Annotated in this window: 14 protein-coding genes; 11 read left to right on the top strand and 3 right to left on the bottom strand. The window is 70.0% G+C overall.

All coding sequences use genetic code 11. The annotated features are described in order from the left end of the window. Positions 1-4 precede the first annotated feature (4 nt). The 6 genes from ACFV9G_RS10410 (at position 5) to ACFV9G_RS10385 (ending at position 5,088) form a co-directional block, all read left to right on the top strand. Positions 5-928 (top strand): amidohydrolase family protein, encoded by a 924-nt coding sequence (locus tag ACFV9G_RS10410; RefSeq protein ID WP_378727370.1) that lies wholly within the window; start codon positions 5-7, stop codon positions 926-928. Then, positions 925-1,473 (top strand): cysteine dioxygenase, encoded by a 549-nt coding sequence (locus tag ACFV9G_RS10405; protein WP_378727369.1) that lies wholly within the window; start codon positions 925-927, stop codon positions 1,471-1,473. Before ACFV9G_RS10410 ends, ACFV9G_RS10405 begins: the two co-directional genes overlap by 4 nt. Positions 1,474-1,697: 224 nt before the next feature. Further along, on the top strand, positions 1,698-2,771 hold the full coding sequence (locus ACFV9G_RS10400) for an ABC transporter ATP-binding protein (protein ID WP_378727368.1): 1,074 nt from the start codon (positions 1,698-1,700) through the stop codon (positions 2,769-2,771). Continuing rightward, positions 2,768-3,424, top strand: a complete 657-nt coding sequence (locus ACFV9G_RS10395; RefSeq protein WP_378727367.1) for an ABC transporter permease — start codon at positions 2,768-2,770, stop codon at positions 3,422-3,424. The genes ACFV9G_RS10400 and ACFV9G_RS10395 overlap by 4 nt, the downstream gene beginning before the upstream one ends. Then, positions 3,421-4,134 carry an ABC transporter permease gene (locus ACFV9G_RS10390; RefSeq protein WP_378727366.1) on the top strand — a complete coding sequence of 238 codons (714 nt, stop codon included), beginning with the start codon at positions 3,421-3,423 and terminating at the stop codon, positions 4,132-4,134. The genes ACFV9G_RS10395 and ACFV9G_RS10390 overlap by 4 nt, the downstream gene beginning before the upstream one ends. A gap of 27 nt (positions 4,135-4,161) precedes the next feature. Further along, entirely contained in the window at positions 4,162-5,088 is a 927-nt protein-coding gene (locus tag ACFV9G_RS10385; RefSeq protein ID WP_378727365.1) for an ABC transporter substrate-binding protein, read from the top strand. On the opposite strand, the gene ACFV9G_RS10380 is transcribed toward ACFV9G_RS10385, so the two are convergent. Next, positions 5,081-5,656, bottom strand: a complete 576-nt coding sequence (locus tag ACFV9G_RS10380) for a TetR/AcrR family transcriptional regulator (protein ID WP_378727364.1) — start codon at positions 5,654-5,656, stop codon at positions 5,081-5,083. The genes ACFV9G_RS10385 and ACFV9G_RS10380 overlap by 8 nt on opposite strands. Before the next feature lie 141 nt (positions 5,657-5,797). On the opposite strand from ACFV9G_RS10380, the gene ACFV9G_RS10375 reads away from it, so the two are divergent. Together ACFV9G_RS10375 and ACFV9G_RS10370 are read left to right on the top strand one after the other, a co-directional pair. Beyond that, entirely contained in the window at positions 5,798-6,370 is a 573-nt protein-coding gene (locus ACFV9G_RS10375; RefSeq protein ID WP_378727363.1) for a hypothetical protein, read from the top strand. 1 nt (position 6,371) lies between these two features. Further along, positions 6,372-7,826: a dihydrolipoyl dehydrogenase family protein gene (locus tag ACFV9G_RS10370; protein WP_378727362.1), complete on the top strand. Its 1,455-nt coding sequence runs from the start codon at positions 6,372-6,374 to the stop codon at positions 7,824-7,826. Between the two features lie 3 nt (positions 7,827-7,829). Here ACFV9G_RS10370 and poxB read toward each other — a convergent pair whose 3' ends face one another. Next, positions 7,830-9,554: a ubiquinone-dependent pyruvate dehydrogenase gene (gene poxB, locus ACFV9G_RS10365; RefSeq protein WP_378727361.1), complete on the bottom strand. Its 1,725-nt coding sequence runs from the start codon at positions 9,552-9,554 to the stop codon at positions 7,830-7,832. A 65-nt stretch (positions 9,555-9,619) separates the two neighbouring features. After that, positions 9,620-10,291 carry a TetR/AcrR family transcriptional regulator gene (locus ACFV9G_RS10360; RefSeq protein WP_378727360.1) on the bottom strand — a complete coding sequence of 224 codons (672 nt, stop codon included), beginning with the start codon at positions 10,289-10,291 and terminating at the stop codon, positions 9,620-9,622. 131 nt (positions 10,292-10,422) lie between these two features. On the opposite strand from ACFV9G_RS10360, the gene ACFV9G_RS10355 reads away from it, so the two are divergent. Genes ACFV9G_RS10355 through ACFV9G_RS10345 form a run of 3 tightly spaced genes read left to right on the top strand, consistent with a single transcriptional unit; the run spans position 10,423 to position 13,162 of the window. Further along, positions 10,423-11,220 carry an enoyl-CoA hydratase-related protein gene (locus ACFV9G_RS10355; RefSeq protein ID WP_378727359.1) on the top strand — a complete coding sequence of 266 codons (798 nt, stop codon included), beginning with the start codon at positions 10,423-10,425 and terminating at the stop codon, positions 11,218-11,220. A 28-nt stretch (positions 11,221-11,248) separates the two neighbouring features. Continuing rightward, a complete protein-coding gene (locus ACFV9G_RS10350) occupies positions 11,249-12,397 on the top strand; it encodes an acyl-CoA dehydrogenase family protein (RefSeq protein WP_378727358.1) in 1,149 nt (382 codons plus the stop codon). Between the two features lie 24 nt (positions 12,398-12,421). Continuing rightward, positions 12,422-13,162, top strand: a complete 741-nt coding sequence (locus ACFV9G_RS10345; RefSeq protein WP_378727357.1) for an SDR family NAD(P)-dependent oxidoreductase — start codon at positions 12,422-12,424, stop codon at positions 13,160-13,162. The last annotated feature ends 14 nt before the right edge of the window (positions 13,163-13,176 follow it).

Below are 13,176 nucleotides of genomic sequence, written 5' to 3'. Positions count from 1 at the left end.
GCCCATGAAGCCCACGGTCGACGTCCACCAGCACCTGTGGCCGCCGGGGTTGGTCGAGGAGCTGCGCCGCCGGCGGCAGCCTCCGTACCTCGACGGCTGGGTGCTCCACCTCGACGGGGAGCCGCCCTACTCCGTCGACCCGGAAGATCACGATCTCACCCGTCGCGCGACGCAGGAGGACGGGCTCGTCCTGCTGTCGCTCTCCAGCCCGCTGGGGATCGAGTCGCTCGCCCCCGCCGAGGCGCACCGGCTGCTCGACGCCTGGCACGGCTTCGCCGACGACCTGCCCGCCGACTACGGGCTGTGGGCCGCGCCGGCCCTCGTCGAACCGGACCTCGACGGCCTCGCGAAGACCCTGGCGCACGACCGCGTCCACGGCCTCCAGGTGCCGGCGACCGCGCTGGCGACCCCGTCCGCGCTCGAGGCCCTCGCGCCGGTGCTCGCGACCGCCCAGCAGGCCGACCTGCCCGTCCTCGTGCACCCGGGACCCGCCGGCCCGGGCACACCGACCGACGTGCCCGGCTGGTGGCCCGCCCTGACCTCGTACGTCGCCCAGCAGAGCGCCGCGTGGCACTCCTGGCACGTCGCGGGGCGGTCGCTGCTGCCGACCCTGCGGATCGCGTTCGTGGGGCTGGCCGGACTCGCGCCGCTGCACCACGAGCGCCTCGCGCAGCGCGGCGGGAGCCTCGGCGCGATCGACCGGCACGTCTACTACGAGACCTCGTCCTACGGCACCCAGGCGATCGACGCGATGTCCCGCGTCGTCGGCGTCGACCCGCTGGTGAACGGCTCGGACCGGCCCTACGCCGAGCCGATCGGCCACGGCCGAGGCGGAGCCCGAGGCGATCAGTACGGCCTCGGCGAGGCCCTGAGCCGGGCGATCTTCGTCGTCAACCCGCACCATCTGCTCACCGGAGGACACCGATGACCATCACCGAACCGACCGTGACCGGGCCCACCGTCGATGGGGTGCTGAGCGCCGCGGACCTTCCCGATCTGCCGGGACGTACGCTCGCTCCCGGCGAGCTGCGTGCCTGGGTCGACGAGCTCGCCGCACACCCCGAGCGGTGGGAGCACCTGGCGCGCCACGACACCGGCGGTCGCCACTACGTCTCACTCCACCGCGACAAGGACATCGACGTATGGCTGCTGTGCTGGAACACCGTCGACGACACCGGCTGGCACGACCACGACATCTCCTCGGGCGCGGTCGCGGTCACCCACGGATCGGTCTTCGAGCTGCAGCCGAGGTTCGGCGGCGAGCCCGTGCAACGGGAGGTCGGCGCGGGTGGCAGCTTCGGCTTCGGGCCCGACCACATCCACCGGATGAGCGGCGCGGTCGACGGCTCGGTCTCGATCCATGCCTACTCGCCGCCGCTGTGGCGGATGGGGCAGTACGCGATCAGCGACGACGGCGTGATGCGCCGCGTCTCGGTCTCCTACGCCGACGAGCTGCGCCCGATCGAGGACTGAGCGACCGCAGCGTGGACGTGGCGACATCTCGGGCGTCGGGCCCCGGTTGACCGACAGGCCAGGGGAGATGTGGCACATTTCAAGCACCGAGGGGCGAGGATCGGACACCGAGACCGACTTTCCTTTTCTGTTTAACATCTTCGGTTCCGTCCGCCGATCTGGCAGGCTGATGATCTTGTGCAACGGCGTCCGCAGATGAAGAACGACAGACAGGAGCGGTGGCTGTGATCGAGTTCGAGGGCGTGACCAAGCGCTATCCGGACGGCACCGTTGCGGTGGAAGACCTCTCCCTGACGGTCGACACCGGGCAGATCACCGTGCTCGTCGGGCCGTCGGGATGTGGCAAGACGACCGCGCTGCGGATGATCAACCGGATGATCGAGCCGAGCTCCGGCCGGATCCTGATCGACGGTGACGACGTCACCAGCCGCCCGGAGGCACAGCTGCGGCGCGACATCGGCTACGTGATCCAGGGCGCCGGGCTCTTCCCGCACCGCACGGTCCTCGACAACGTCGCGACCGTCCCGATCCTGCAGGGCATCTCCCGTCGAGAGGCCCGCACGAGCGCCCTCGACCTGCTCGAGCGCGTCGGGCTCGCAGCCGACCTCGGCGAGCGCTACCCGGCCCAGCTCTCGGGGGGACAGCAGCAGCGCGTCGGCGTCGCCCGGGCGCTCGCGGCCGACCCGCCGGTGCTACTCATGGACGAGCCGTTCTCGGCCGTCGACCCGGTCGTACGCGACGACCTCCAGCAGGAGCTGCTCCGGCTCCAGGGCGAGCTCGGCAAGACGATCGTCCTGGTCACCCACGACATCGACGAGGCGATCCGGCTCGGCGACAAGGTCGCCGTCTTCGCCCAACGCGCCCGCCTGGCCCAGTTCGCCGCGCCCGCCGATCTCCTCGCCGCCCCTGCCGACGACTTCGTCGCCTCGCTCGTCGGTCGCGACCGCGGCTTCCGGGGCCTCGGCTTCGCCGACGGGAGCTCGGTCGCGCTCACGCCCATCGACCACGGCGTCGACGGGCTCGCCCTCGAGGTCGACCACGACGGCCGACCGCTGGGCTGGCGCGGTCCCGACGGGCTCCTCCCGACCGAAGGCACCTTCAGCGACGGCGCCAACCTGCGTACGGTCACGGACCTGGTCATCCTCTCGCCCGCCGGCGCCGCGATCCGCGTCGACGCCGAGGGTCGCGCCGACGGCCTGGTCCTGCTCGAGGACCTCGCCGGGAGCGTACGTTCGCAGCAGCGGGAGCGGCTGACGGCCCTGGCCACGTCCGCGCCGGCCACGGAGGAGGCCGGGTGAGCGACATCTGGCGCTACCTCCAGACCAACGGCGACGACGTCCTCACCGCGCTCGTCCAGCACATCTGGCTCGCGCTCCTGCCGGTGGCGATCGCCTTCGTCCTCGCGCTGCCGCTCGGCGCCCTGGTCCATCGCTACGGCCCGGCGCGCCACATCGCGCTCGCCGCCGGCAGCGTGATCTACACCGTCCCGTCGCTGGCCCTGCTCCTGCTGCTCCCGGGCATCCTCGGCACCAGCGTCCTCGACCCGCTCAACGTGGTCATCGCGCTCACGCTCTACTCGCTCGCCCTGCTCGTCCGCACGACCGCCGACGGTCTCGACGCGGTCGACACCACCGTGCTGCAGGCCGCCACCGCGATGGGCTATCGGCCCCTACGCCGCTGGTTCACGGTCCAGCTGCCGCTGGCGATGCCGGTGATCCTGACGGGTCTGCGGGTGGCGACGGTGGCCAACGTGAGCATGGTCAGCATCGCGGCCCTGATCGGCATCGGCGGCCTCGGGCAGCTCTTCACCCGAGGGTTCCAGCTCGGCTTCTACCTGCCGCCGATCATCATCGGGCTGGTCCTCTCGGTCGCCCTCGCGGTCGTCGCCGACCTCCTCATCGTCGCCTTCCAGCGCGGGATCACCCCATGGGCGCGAGCGGGTGCCCGATGAGTCTCGACTATCTGCTCGACGCCGCCAACTGGTCGCTGACCAGCCCCGACGGATTCCCCCAGCGCATCCTCGAGCACCTCGGCTACACGATTCTCGCCCTGACCATCGCCGCAGTGATCGCGTTCCCGATCGGCCTGCTGATCGGCCACACCGGCCGCGGCGCGCTCGTCGCCATCAACCTCGGCAACGCCGGCCGCGCGCTGCCGACCCTCGGCGTGCTCATGCTCGCGCTCGGCCTGGTCGGGATCGGCCTGGTCCCGGTGACGATCGCGCTGGTCGTGCTCGCCATCCCACCCATCCTCGCCACGACGTACGCCGGCATCCAGTCCGTCGCCGACGAGACCGTCGACGCGGCGCGAGGTGTCGGCATGACCGAGGCCCAGATCGCCTGGCGCGTCGAGGTCCCGATCGCGCTGCCGATCATCATCGGCGGCCTGCGCAACGCGTCGCTCCAGGTGGTCTCGACCGCGACCATCGCCGCGTACGTCGGTCTCGGCGGCCTCGGTCGCTATCTCTTCGACGGGCTGGCGACGCTCCAGTACGACCAGGTGGTCGCCGGCGCGATCGTGATCGCGGTGCTCGCGGTGGTGATCGACCTGGCACTCGCCGGTGCGCAGCGGCTCCTCGTCTCGCCCGGCGTCGACGGCCGCGGCGCCCGAGACCGTCCGACCATCGCCCGCCCCGAACCGCAACCCGAACCCGCCGGCTGACCCATCCAGCAACCGAGAGGTATCTCAATGTCCCGCCGAATCCGCACCACCGCGTACCTGTTCGCGACGCTCGCCGTGGCAGGCACCCTGACCGCCTGCGGCGGTGACCCGCTCGACTCCGGATCGGACTCCGACTCGGGCGGCGGCACGATCGTCGTCGGCTCGGCCAACTTCCCCGAGAGCGAGCTGCTCATGGAGATGTACGCCCAGGCTCTCGAGGCCGAGGGCGTCAAGGTCGAGACCAAGCCCAACATCGGGTCCCGCGAGGTCTACATGGAGGCCTTCAAGAGCGGCGACATCGACCTGCTGCCGGAGTACAACGGAGCGCTGCTGGCCTACCTGAAGCCCGACGGCGTGCCCGACGACATCTCCGCCCCCGAGGACGTCTACGAGGCGCTCCAGGACGTCCTGCCGGAGGGAACCGAGACCCTGCCGCAGTCCGAGGCCGAGGACAAGGACACCCTCACCGTCACCAAGGAGACGGCCTCGAAGTACTCGCTGACCAGCATCGAGGACCTCGCGCCGGTCGCGAAGGACCTCTCGCTGGGCGCCGGCCCGGAGTTCAAGGAGCGCCACCAGGGCGTCGTCGGCCTGACGGACGTCTACGGGGTCACCTTCAAGGAGTTCAAGCCGCTCGACGCCGGCGGCCCGCTGGTCAAGGGCGCGCTGGAGAAGGGCGACATCGACGTCGCCAACGTCTTCTCCACCGACTCCCAGATCCCGACCAGCGGATGGGTCGTCCTGGAGGACCCGAAGAACCTCTTCCTCTCCCAGAACGTCGTCCCGCTGATCCGCTCCGACGCGCTCAGCAGCGACGCCGAGACGGCGCTTAACGCGGTCTCCGAGGCGCTGACCACCGCCAACCTCACCGAGGCACTGGCCAAGGTCCAGGTCGACAAGGCCGACCCGGCCACCGTCGCCAAGGAGTTCCTCGCCGACAACGGCGTCAGCTGAGCGCTGACCCCAGGCTGCTCCGGTAGGTGAGAAGTCCTTCGAGCCCTCGCAGGAACGTCTCGCCCACCGGGGCCGGATCGGTCAGACAGCCGGCCGCCATCGCACCGTCTCGCAGCATGACGAAGTGGCGGCCGGCGAACTCCGAATCAGGCTTCCCGGTGGCCGCGAAGAGCTCGGTCATCGTGGCCAGGAACCACTGCCGGTGCTCGAGCACCGCCTGATGGACCACGTGCGCCGGGTCCGGATACTCGGCCGCGGCGTTGAGGAACGCGCAACCCCGGAATCCCTCGCTCTGGATGTCCGCGGCGATCGACCGGCCGACGGTCCGGATGAGGTCGTCGGGGTCCTCGACCTCTGACCGGGCGGCGTCCACGCGCGCCCGGATCGCCTCGTCGGCCTGCGTCAGGTACGCCACGACGAGGTCGTCCTTGCTCCGGAAGTGCCGATAGAGCGTTGCCCGCGTGACCTGCGCCTCGGCGATCACGCGATCGACTCCGACCGAGTGCAGACCCTCGGTGTAGAAGAGCCGGCTCGCCGTGGTGAGCAGTCGATCCCGGGCCTCAGACATCCGCCATTCCTCTCGTTCTACGTTGTCTCGACGGTAGCAGACAGAACGATCGGTCTTGCATTTGTCGATCGGCTGGTGCAGACTCTCGACTCAGGTAGAACGATCGTTCTGTCTCCCAGCTTGATCCGAGAAAGGGATCCGATGTCCACCTCCGTCGAGACCGGTCACTCCGGCACACTGAGCACCCCGACCCACGCACTGCCGAAGCTCTACTTCTTCCGCTTCGGGTTCGCGATCGTCTGGGCCGTCCTGGTCGCACTCACCGCGACGACGCTCAACGCCGCGAGCATCGCGCTGCTGGTGATCTACCCGCTGTTCGACGTGGCGGCCGCGGTGGTCGACCACCGCACCTCGGGCGCCGACGGCCCGCGCGTCCTGCTCTACGTCAACATGGCGCTCAGCCTGCTCACCGCTGTCGGCGTCGCCGTCGCCGCCACCTCCGGGATCCCGGGGATCCTGCGGGTGTGGGGCGCCTGGGCGATCACCGCGGGCCTGGTGCAGCTCTTCGTCGCGGTACGCCGCTACCGACTCGGTGGTCAGTGGGCGATGATCCTCAGCGGCGGGATCTCGACCTTCGCCGGAACCGGCTTCATCCTGATGGCCGCCGGCCCGAAGGCGTCGCTCACCGGCCTCGCGGGCTACGCGACGCTCGGCGGCATCTTCTTCCTGATCTCTGCCCTCCGGCTGAGCCGGCGCGCGGGTAAGGTCGACTGACATGACGAGCTCCAGCCAAGACCTGACCGTCGACGTCATCATCATCGGCGCCGGACCGACCGGCGAGAACGTCGCCGACCGCGTCGTGCAGGGCGGCCTGACCGCGGCCATCGTCGAGAGCGAGCTCGTCGGCGGCGAGTGCTCCTACTGGGCCTGCATGCCCACGAAGGCGCTGCTCCGCGACGCGGCGGCCCTGCGGGCCGCCCGGGCCCTTCCTGCTGCCGGCAAGGCGGTCACCGGCACCCTCGACCCCGCCGCCGTGTTCGCTCGGCGCAACTCCTTCGCCTCCGACTGGAACGACTCGGGCCAGGTCGACTGGCTGACCGGCGCCGGGATCACCCTGGTCCGCGGACACGGGCGCATCACCGGCACCCGTTCGGTCACGGTCACCGCTGAGGACGGCACGACCACGAATCTCGAGGCACGCCACGCCGTGGTCGTCTCCACGGGCAGCTCCTCCCTCATCCCGCCGATCCCCGGCCTGGAGGAGGCCGGCCCGTGGACCAACCGGGAGGCCGCCGGCGCCACGTCCGTGCCCGGTCGCCTGGCGATCATCGGCGGCGGAGTCGTCGGCGCCGAGATGGCGACCGCCTTCAGCGCCCTCGGGTCGCAGGTGACTCTCATCTCGCGCACCCGGCTGCTGCCGAGCGTCGAGCAGTTCGCGGGTGAGCAGGTGGCCGATGCGCTCCGGACGTACGGGGTCACGCTCCACCTGGACGCCGGCGCGACCGAGGCCCGGCGTGATGACGGCGGCGACGTGCGGGTGACTCTCTCCGACGGCACCGAGGTGACCGCGGACGAGGTCCTCGTGGCCACCGGTCGGGTCCCCAACACCAAGGACCTCGGGCTCGAGCACGTCGGTCTCGAGCCCGGCAGCTGGCTGAAGGTCGACGACGCCCTGGCCGTGGTCGACGACAGCGGGCAGCTCGAGGACGGCTGGCTCTATGCCGCTGGTGACGTCAACCATCGGGCGCTGCTGACCCACCACGGGAAATACCAGGCCCGTGCGCTGGGCGACCAGATCGCGGCACGTGCTCGCGGCGAGGAGCCCGACCTGAGCACCTGGGGGCGTCACGCCGCCACCGCCGACGAGCGCGCCACCACCCAGGTGATCTTCACCGACCCCGAGGTCGTCGCCGTCGGACACTCCGCCGAGTCGGCCGAGGCGGCCGGCATCGAGGTCGGCGTCGTCGACTACGACCTCGGCTCGGTCTCGGGCGCATCGCTGCACGCGGACGGCTACCGCGGCCAGGCGCGGATGATCATCGACGAGGAGCGCAAGATCCTGGTCGGCTTCACCGCGGTCGGACCGGACATCTCCGAGCTCCTGCACGCCGCCACCATCGCGATCGTCGGCGAGGTCCCGCTGGACCGCCTCTGGCACGCGGTCCCCGCCTACCCCACCATCAGCGAGATCTGGCTCCGCCTGCTCGAGACCGCGGGACGCGACCGCTAGGCGTCAGAACAGCTGGCGGAGGTTGGCCTTGCTGAGGTCGATCAGCTCATCACCTCGGCCGGACATGACCGACCGCAGGGCGTAGAGGGTGAAGCCCTTGAGCTGCTCGGCGGTGATGTTGGGCGGGATGGAGAGCTCCTGGCGCTCGGTGACGACATCGAGGAGCGCGGGGCCGTTGTGGCCGAGGACGTCGGCGACCGCGTCCGGGAGATCTTCGGAGCGTTCGACGCGACGCGCGTAGATGCCCATCGCGTTGGCGACGTCGGCGAAGTTCGGGTTCACCAGGTCGGTGCCGTAGGTGACGAAGCCGGCAGCCTTCATCTCGAGCTCGACGAAGTTCAACGAGGAGTTGTTGAACACGACGAGCTTGACCGGGAGCCGGTTCTGGATGAGGGTGACCAGCTCGCCGAGCAGCATGGTGAGCCCGCCGTCACCGGCGAGCGCGACGATCTGCCGGCCCGGGTGGGCGACCTGGGCGCCGACCGCCTGCGACAGCGCGTTGGCCATCGAGCCGTGGGCGAAGGAGCCGATCAGCCGGCGTCGGCCGTTCATGGTCAGATAGCGCGCCGCCCAGACGACCGGCGACCCGACGTCGGGGATGAAGACGGCGTCGGCGGCGGCGCTCTGGTCGACCAGCCGAGCGAGGTACTGCGGATGGATCGGCGCCTTCGACTTCGACGGGGTGGCAAGCTCGTCGAGCTTGGTCCGGGTGCGGCGGTAGTGGTCCAGGGAGTCGTCCAGGTGCCGCCGGTCATCACTGCGGTCGAGCAGCGGCAGCAACGCCGAGGCCGTGTCCTTGACCGTCCCCACCAACCCGAGCTCGATCGGGTGGCGACGACCGAGCTGCTCGCCGCGTACGTCGACCTGGATGGTCTTCGCGCGCTTCGGGAAGAACTGTCGATAGGGGAAGTCGGTGCCGAGCATCAGCAGCGTGTCGGCCCGCTCCATCGCGCGATAGCCGGAGGCGAAGCCCAGCAGGCCGGTCATCCCGACGTCGTAGGGGTTGTCGTACTCCAGGAACTCCTTCCCGCGAAGCGCGTGCACCACCGGGGCACCGAGCGTCTCGGCCAGGGCCACCACCTCGTCGTGCGCGCCGGCACAGCCGGCGCCGGCGAGGATGGTGACGCGCTCACCCGCGTTCAGCAGGTCGGCCGCCCGCCTGATCGCGTCCTCCTCGGGGATGACGCGGGAGCGCGTCGGACGGATCTCGACGGTCCGCTCGACCACGGACTCGGCCAGCGCGACGTCGCCGGGGATCACCAGCACCGCCACCCCCTGCTTCTCGACCGCCGTACGCATCGCGATCTCGAGCACGTGCGGCATCTGGCTCGGCTGGGCGACGTACTCGGTGTAGACCGAGCACTCCCGGAACAGCTCCTGCGGATGCGTCTCCTGGAAGTAGCCGGTGCCGATCTCGGCGGTCGGGATGTGGGCGGCGATCGCGAGCACCGGCACCCGCGAGCGGTTGGCGTCGAAGAGCCCGTTGATCAGGTGCAGGTTGCCAGGTCCACAGCTCCCGGCGACCACCGCGAGGTCACCCGTGGTGGCCGCGTCGGCGGCAGCGGCGAACGCGGCAGCCTCCTCGTGCCGTACGTGGATCCAGCTGATGTCCCCGTTCTTGCGGAGCGCGTCGGTGAACCCGTTGAGGGAGTCACCCGGGATCCCGTAGACGCGGCGGACACCGCTGGCGGACAAGGTGGACACGATCTGTTCGGCGATGGTCGACATGCGGTCTCCTTCTCGACGCGTACGTCATCCACCGTAGGTCGGCGACCATGCAGACCCGGGCAGGCTCAGCGACCGACGGAGAGAAGATCGGCGTACGCGTCGCCGAGGCCGTCCGCCAGGATCGCCCGTAGAGCGAGGGCGAGCTGGTCGCGGATGTAGGAGTCGAGGGTCCTGGTCTGCTCGAAGTACCAGTGCTTGAGCGCCCATGCGTGCGCGAGCAGCAGCAGGTTGTAGGCGACCAGGTCCGGGTCGGCGGCGACCAGCTTCCCGGCCCCGACCCCGTCACGCACCGCGGCGCGCAGCGGCTCGCTGGTCTCGACCTCAAGGCGCTTGATCCGGTCGCGCCCGGCCTCGTCGAGCGACTTGGACTCGCGGTAGGTCAGCAACGCGGCGTGACGATGGGAGTCGATGACGCGGCAGTAGGCCGCGAAGGCGGCCGCCAGGCGGCGTACGGGATCCTCGCCCGCCTCCTCGACCGCCGCCGGGACCGTGGTCGAGAAGGCATCGAGCACGTCGGTGATGACGGCGAGGAGAACGTCGTCCTTGCTGCCGAAGTAGCGGTAGATCAGGCCGACACTCACGCCCGCCTCGGCCGCCAGTGCCTGCATCGAGACCGCCTCGGAGCCGTCGCGCTCCATGAGTCGAGCCGCCGCGTCGAGCAGCTGGCGGGAGCGGTGCTCGACCAGCGCCTGCCGGGCGGCGTCGTGCGGCTTGATCGATGTGGCGGGCTCTGACATGGGTCTCCTCCTGAGGTGAATCGAGATTCATCCTAGGGCAAAAACTCCTCGCGAGACGTTGACCATCTCAGGAAATGAATATACGTTCACTCCCACTGAACGAATATTCATTCTTTGCTGTGGAGGCAGTCGTGAGCCAGTTCGAGGACATCACCTACGAGGTCGACGGCGCGGCCGGGATCATCACGATCAACCGGCCGGCCCGCTACAACGCGTTCCGCGCGAAGACGGTCGACGAGCTCATCGCCGCCTTCAACGCGGCCTGGTCAGACGAGAACGTACGAGCCGTCGTGCTGACCGGTTCGGGCGAGAAAGCCTTCTGCACCGGCGGCGACGTCAAGCAGCGCGCCGAGACCGGCGACTACGGTCCCGCCGAGCTGGGCCGCTTCCGGATCGGGGAGCTCCACAAGCTGATGCGCGACATCCCCAAGCCGGTCATCGCCGCGGTCAACGGCATCGCGATCGGCGGCGGCCACGTCCTGCAGGTGCTCGCCGACGTCTCGATTGCCAGCGAGACCGCGCGCTTCGGCCAGGCCGGCCCCCGCGTCGGCTCCTTCGACGCCGGGTTCGGGTCGGCGTACCTCTCCCGCGTCGTGGGCGAGAAGAAGGCCCGCGAGATCTGGTTCTTCTGCCGGCAGTACTCCGCGCAGGAGGCCCTCGACATGGGGCTGGTCAACAAGGTCGTCCCGGCCGACGAGCTGCTGAAGGAGGCGAAGTCCTGGTGCGAGGAGGTCTCGGCGCTCAGCCCGACCGCGATCCGCTTCCTCAAGCAGTCCTTCAACGCCGACACCGACCACCAGGCCGGGCTGTCGAACCTGGCGATGAGCGCCCTCGACATCTTCGGCGTCTCGCCCGAGGGCATGGAGGGAGCGACCGCGTTCGCCGAGAAGCGCACGCCCGACTTCGCCCCGCACGTCAACTGGCACTGAGCCGCCACCGCGAGCGAAGGAAGAGACCATGCACTACGGGTTCGACGAGGACGAAGAAGCCTTCCGTGTCGAGGTGCACCGGTGGGCCGAGAAGGTCCTCGCGCCGCACTATCAAGACGATGACAAGGCGGCGGTCTTCCGTCGTCAGCAGGCCCTGGACATGGCGCAGATGGGTCTGACCAGCCTGCGGATCCCGGAGGAGTACGGCGGCCAGGACGCCACCGCGGTCATCGCGGGCATCGCCGCGGAGGAGGTCGGCAGGGCCGACTTCAACGCCGGCTACCTGATCATCAACACCGCGCTGATCAGCGACATCCTGGTGCGCAACTGCACCGAGGAGCAGAAGCAGGCGTGGCTGCCGGGCATCGCGTCCGGCGAGAGCGTGCCCTGCATCATGATCACCGAGCCGGGGGCCGGTACGGACGCAGCCAGTCTCGGGCTCAAGGCCGTTCCTGACGGGCCCGATGCCTGGGTGCTCAACGGCGAGAAGACCTCGATCACGCTGGGCATGGCCGCCGACGGCGCCGTGGTGCTGGCGCGCACCGGAGGAGATGGTGCCCGTGGGGTCAGCGCCTTCTGGGTCGACATGTCCGACCCCGGCATCTCCCGGACCGCGTTCGACGATCTCGGCAGCCGCGCCATCGGCCGAGCGTCCATCCACTTCGACGGGGTCCGGGTCACCCGCGCCGACATGATCGGCGAGGAGGGCGGCGGGTTCGTCTCCGTCATGCAGGGCTTCGACTACTCGCGGGCGATCATCGGGCTGCTCTGCCTGGGCGCCGCCCAGCAGAGCCTCGACGAGGCGCTGCAGTGGTCACGCGACCGGGTCGCGTTCGGCAAGCCGATCGGCACCTTCCAGGGCGTCTCGTTCCCGCTCGCCGAGCAGGCGACGTACGTCGCAGGGGCCCGTCACGTCTGCTACGAGGCGCTCTGGCGCAAGGACAACGACCTCGACCACAGCGCCGAGGCCGCGATGGCGAAGTTCTGGGCTCCCAAGCTCGCGACCGACGTCATCCACCAGTGCCTGCTGACCCTCGGACACATCGGCTACTCGACCGAGCACAAGGTCGGCCAGCGCCTGCGCGACGTCATCGGCCTGGAGATCGGTGACGGCACCGCCCAGGTCTCCAAGCTCGTCATCTCCCGCAACCTGCTCGGCCGCGCGTACGCGCCCTGAGCCCGCACTCGAAGGGACAGCACCATGGGAAAGCTCGACAACAAGATCGCGATCGTCACCGGCGCCGGGCAGGGCATCGGCGCCGGCGTCGCCGCCAAGCTCAGTGCGGAGGGGGCGACGGTCGTCGTCACCGACATCAACGAGGAGACCGCGAAGCAGACCGCGTCGGCCCTCGGGAACGGTGCCATCGGCATCCGCACCGACGTCACCGACCGCGACTCGGTGGACGCGATGGTGGACCAGGTCCTCGCCGAGCTCGGTCGGATCGACGTACTCGTGAACAACGCGGGCTGGGACAAGGGCGAGCCGTTCGTGGACTCCGAGCCGGAGACCTGGGACCGGATCATCCAGATCAACCTCTACGGCGTGCTCAACACCTCCAAGAAGGTGCTGCCGATCATGGCGGAGCAGGGTTTCGGAAAGGTGGTCAACCTCGGCTCCGACGCCGGCCGGGTCGGCTCCTCCGGCGAGGCCGTCTACTCGGCCGCCAAGGGCGGCGTCATCGCGTTCACCAAGGCGATGGCCCGCGAGATGGCCCGCGCCAAGGTCAACGTGAACTGCGTGTGCCCGGGACCGACCGACACCGCCCTGTTCGCCTCGATGGGCGGCGACAAGCTGCGCGAGGCGCTGCAGAAGGCGATCCCGCTGCGCCGCCTCGGCCAGCCCGAGGACCTCGCCAACGCGATCGCCTTCCTCGCCTCCGACGAGGCCTCCTTCATCACCGGCCAGACCGTCAGCGTCAGCGGCGGCCTCACCATGAGCTGACCCCGGCTCAGGAA

Source organism: Nocardioides sp. NPDC059952, from assembly GCF_042730435.1.
Classification (GTDB): domain Bacteria; phylum Actinomycetota; class Actinomycetes; order Propionibacteriales; family Nocardioidaceae; genus Nocardioides.
Note: the sequence above shows the minus strand (reverse complement) of the source record. Positions and strands in the feature narration are given on the sequence as shown.

What these genes read in the sequence shown, in the direction of transcription:
- ACFV9G_RS10410 (WP_378727370.1), top strand. Translation starts at nt 5, where the DNA reads ATGAAGCCCACGGTCGACGTCCACCAGCACCTGTGGCCGCCGGGGTTG.
- ACFV9G_RS10405 (WP_378727369.1), top strand. Translation starts at nt 925, where the DNA reads ATGACCATCACCGAACCGACCGTGACCGGGCCCACCGTCGATGGGGTG.
- ACFV9G_RS10390 (WP_378727366.1), top strand. Translation starts at nt 3,421, where the DNA reads ATGAGTCTCGACTATCTGCTCGACGCCGCCAACTGGTCGCTGACCAGC.
- ACFV9G_RS10385 (WP_378727365.1), top strand. Translation starts at nt 4,162, where the DNA reads ATGTCCCGCCGAATCCGCACCACCGCGTACCTGTTCGCGACGCTCGCC.
- ACFV9G_RS10380 (WP_378727364.1), bottom strand. Translation starts at nt 5,656, where the DNA reads ATGTCTGAGGCCCGGGATCGACTGCTCACCACGGCGAGCCGGCTCTTC.
- ACFV9G_RS10375 (WP_378727363.1), top strand. Translation starts at nt 5,798, where the DNA reads ATGTCCACCTCCGTCGAGACCGGTCACTCCGGCACACTGAGCACCCCG.
- ACFV9G_RS10370 (WP_378727362.1), top strand. Translation starts at nt 6,372, where the DNA reads ATGACGAGCTCCAGCCAAGACCTGACCGTCGACGTCATCATCATCGGC.
- poxB (WP_378727361.1), bottom strand. Translation starts at nt 9,554, where the DNA reads ATGTCGACCATCGCCGAACAGATCGTGTCCACCTTGTCCGCCAGCGGT.
- ACFV9G_RS10360 (WP_378727360.1), bottom strand. Translation starts at nt 10,291, where the DNA reads ATGTCAGAGCCCGCCACATCGATCAAGCCGCACGACGCCGCCCGGCAG.
- ACFV9G_RS10350 (WP_378727358.1), top strand. Translation starts at nt 11,249, where the DNA reads ATGCACTACGGGTTCGACGAGGACGAAGAAGCCTTCCGTGTCGAGGTG.
- ACFV9G_RS10345 (WP_378727357.1), top strand. Translation starts at nt 12,422, where the DNA reads ATGGGAAAGCTCGACAACAAGATCGCGATCGTCACCGGCGCCGGGCAG.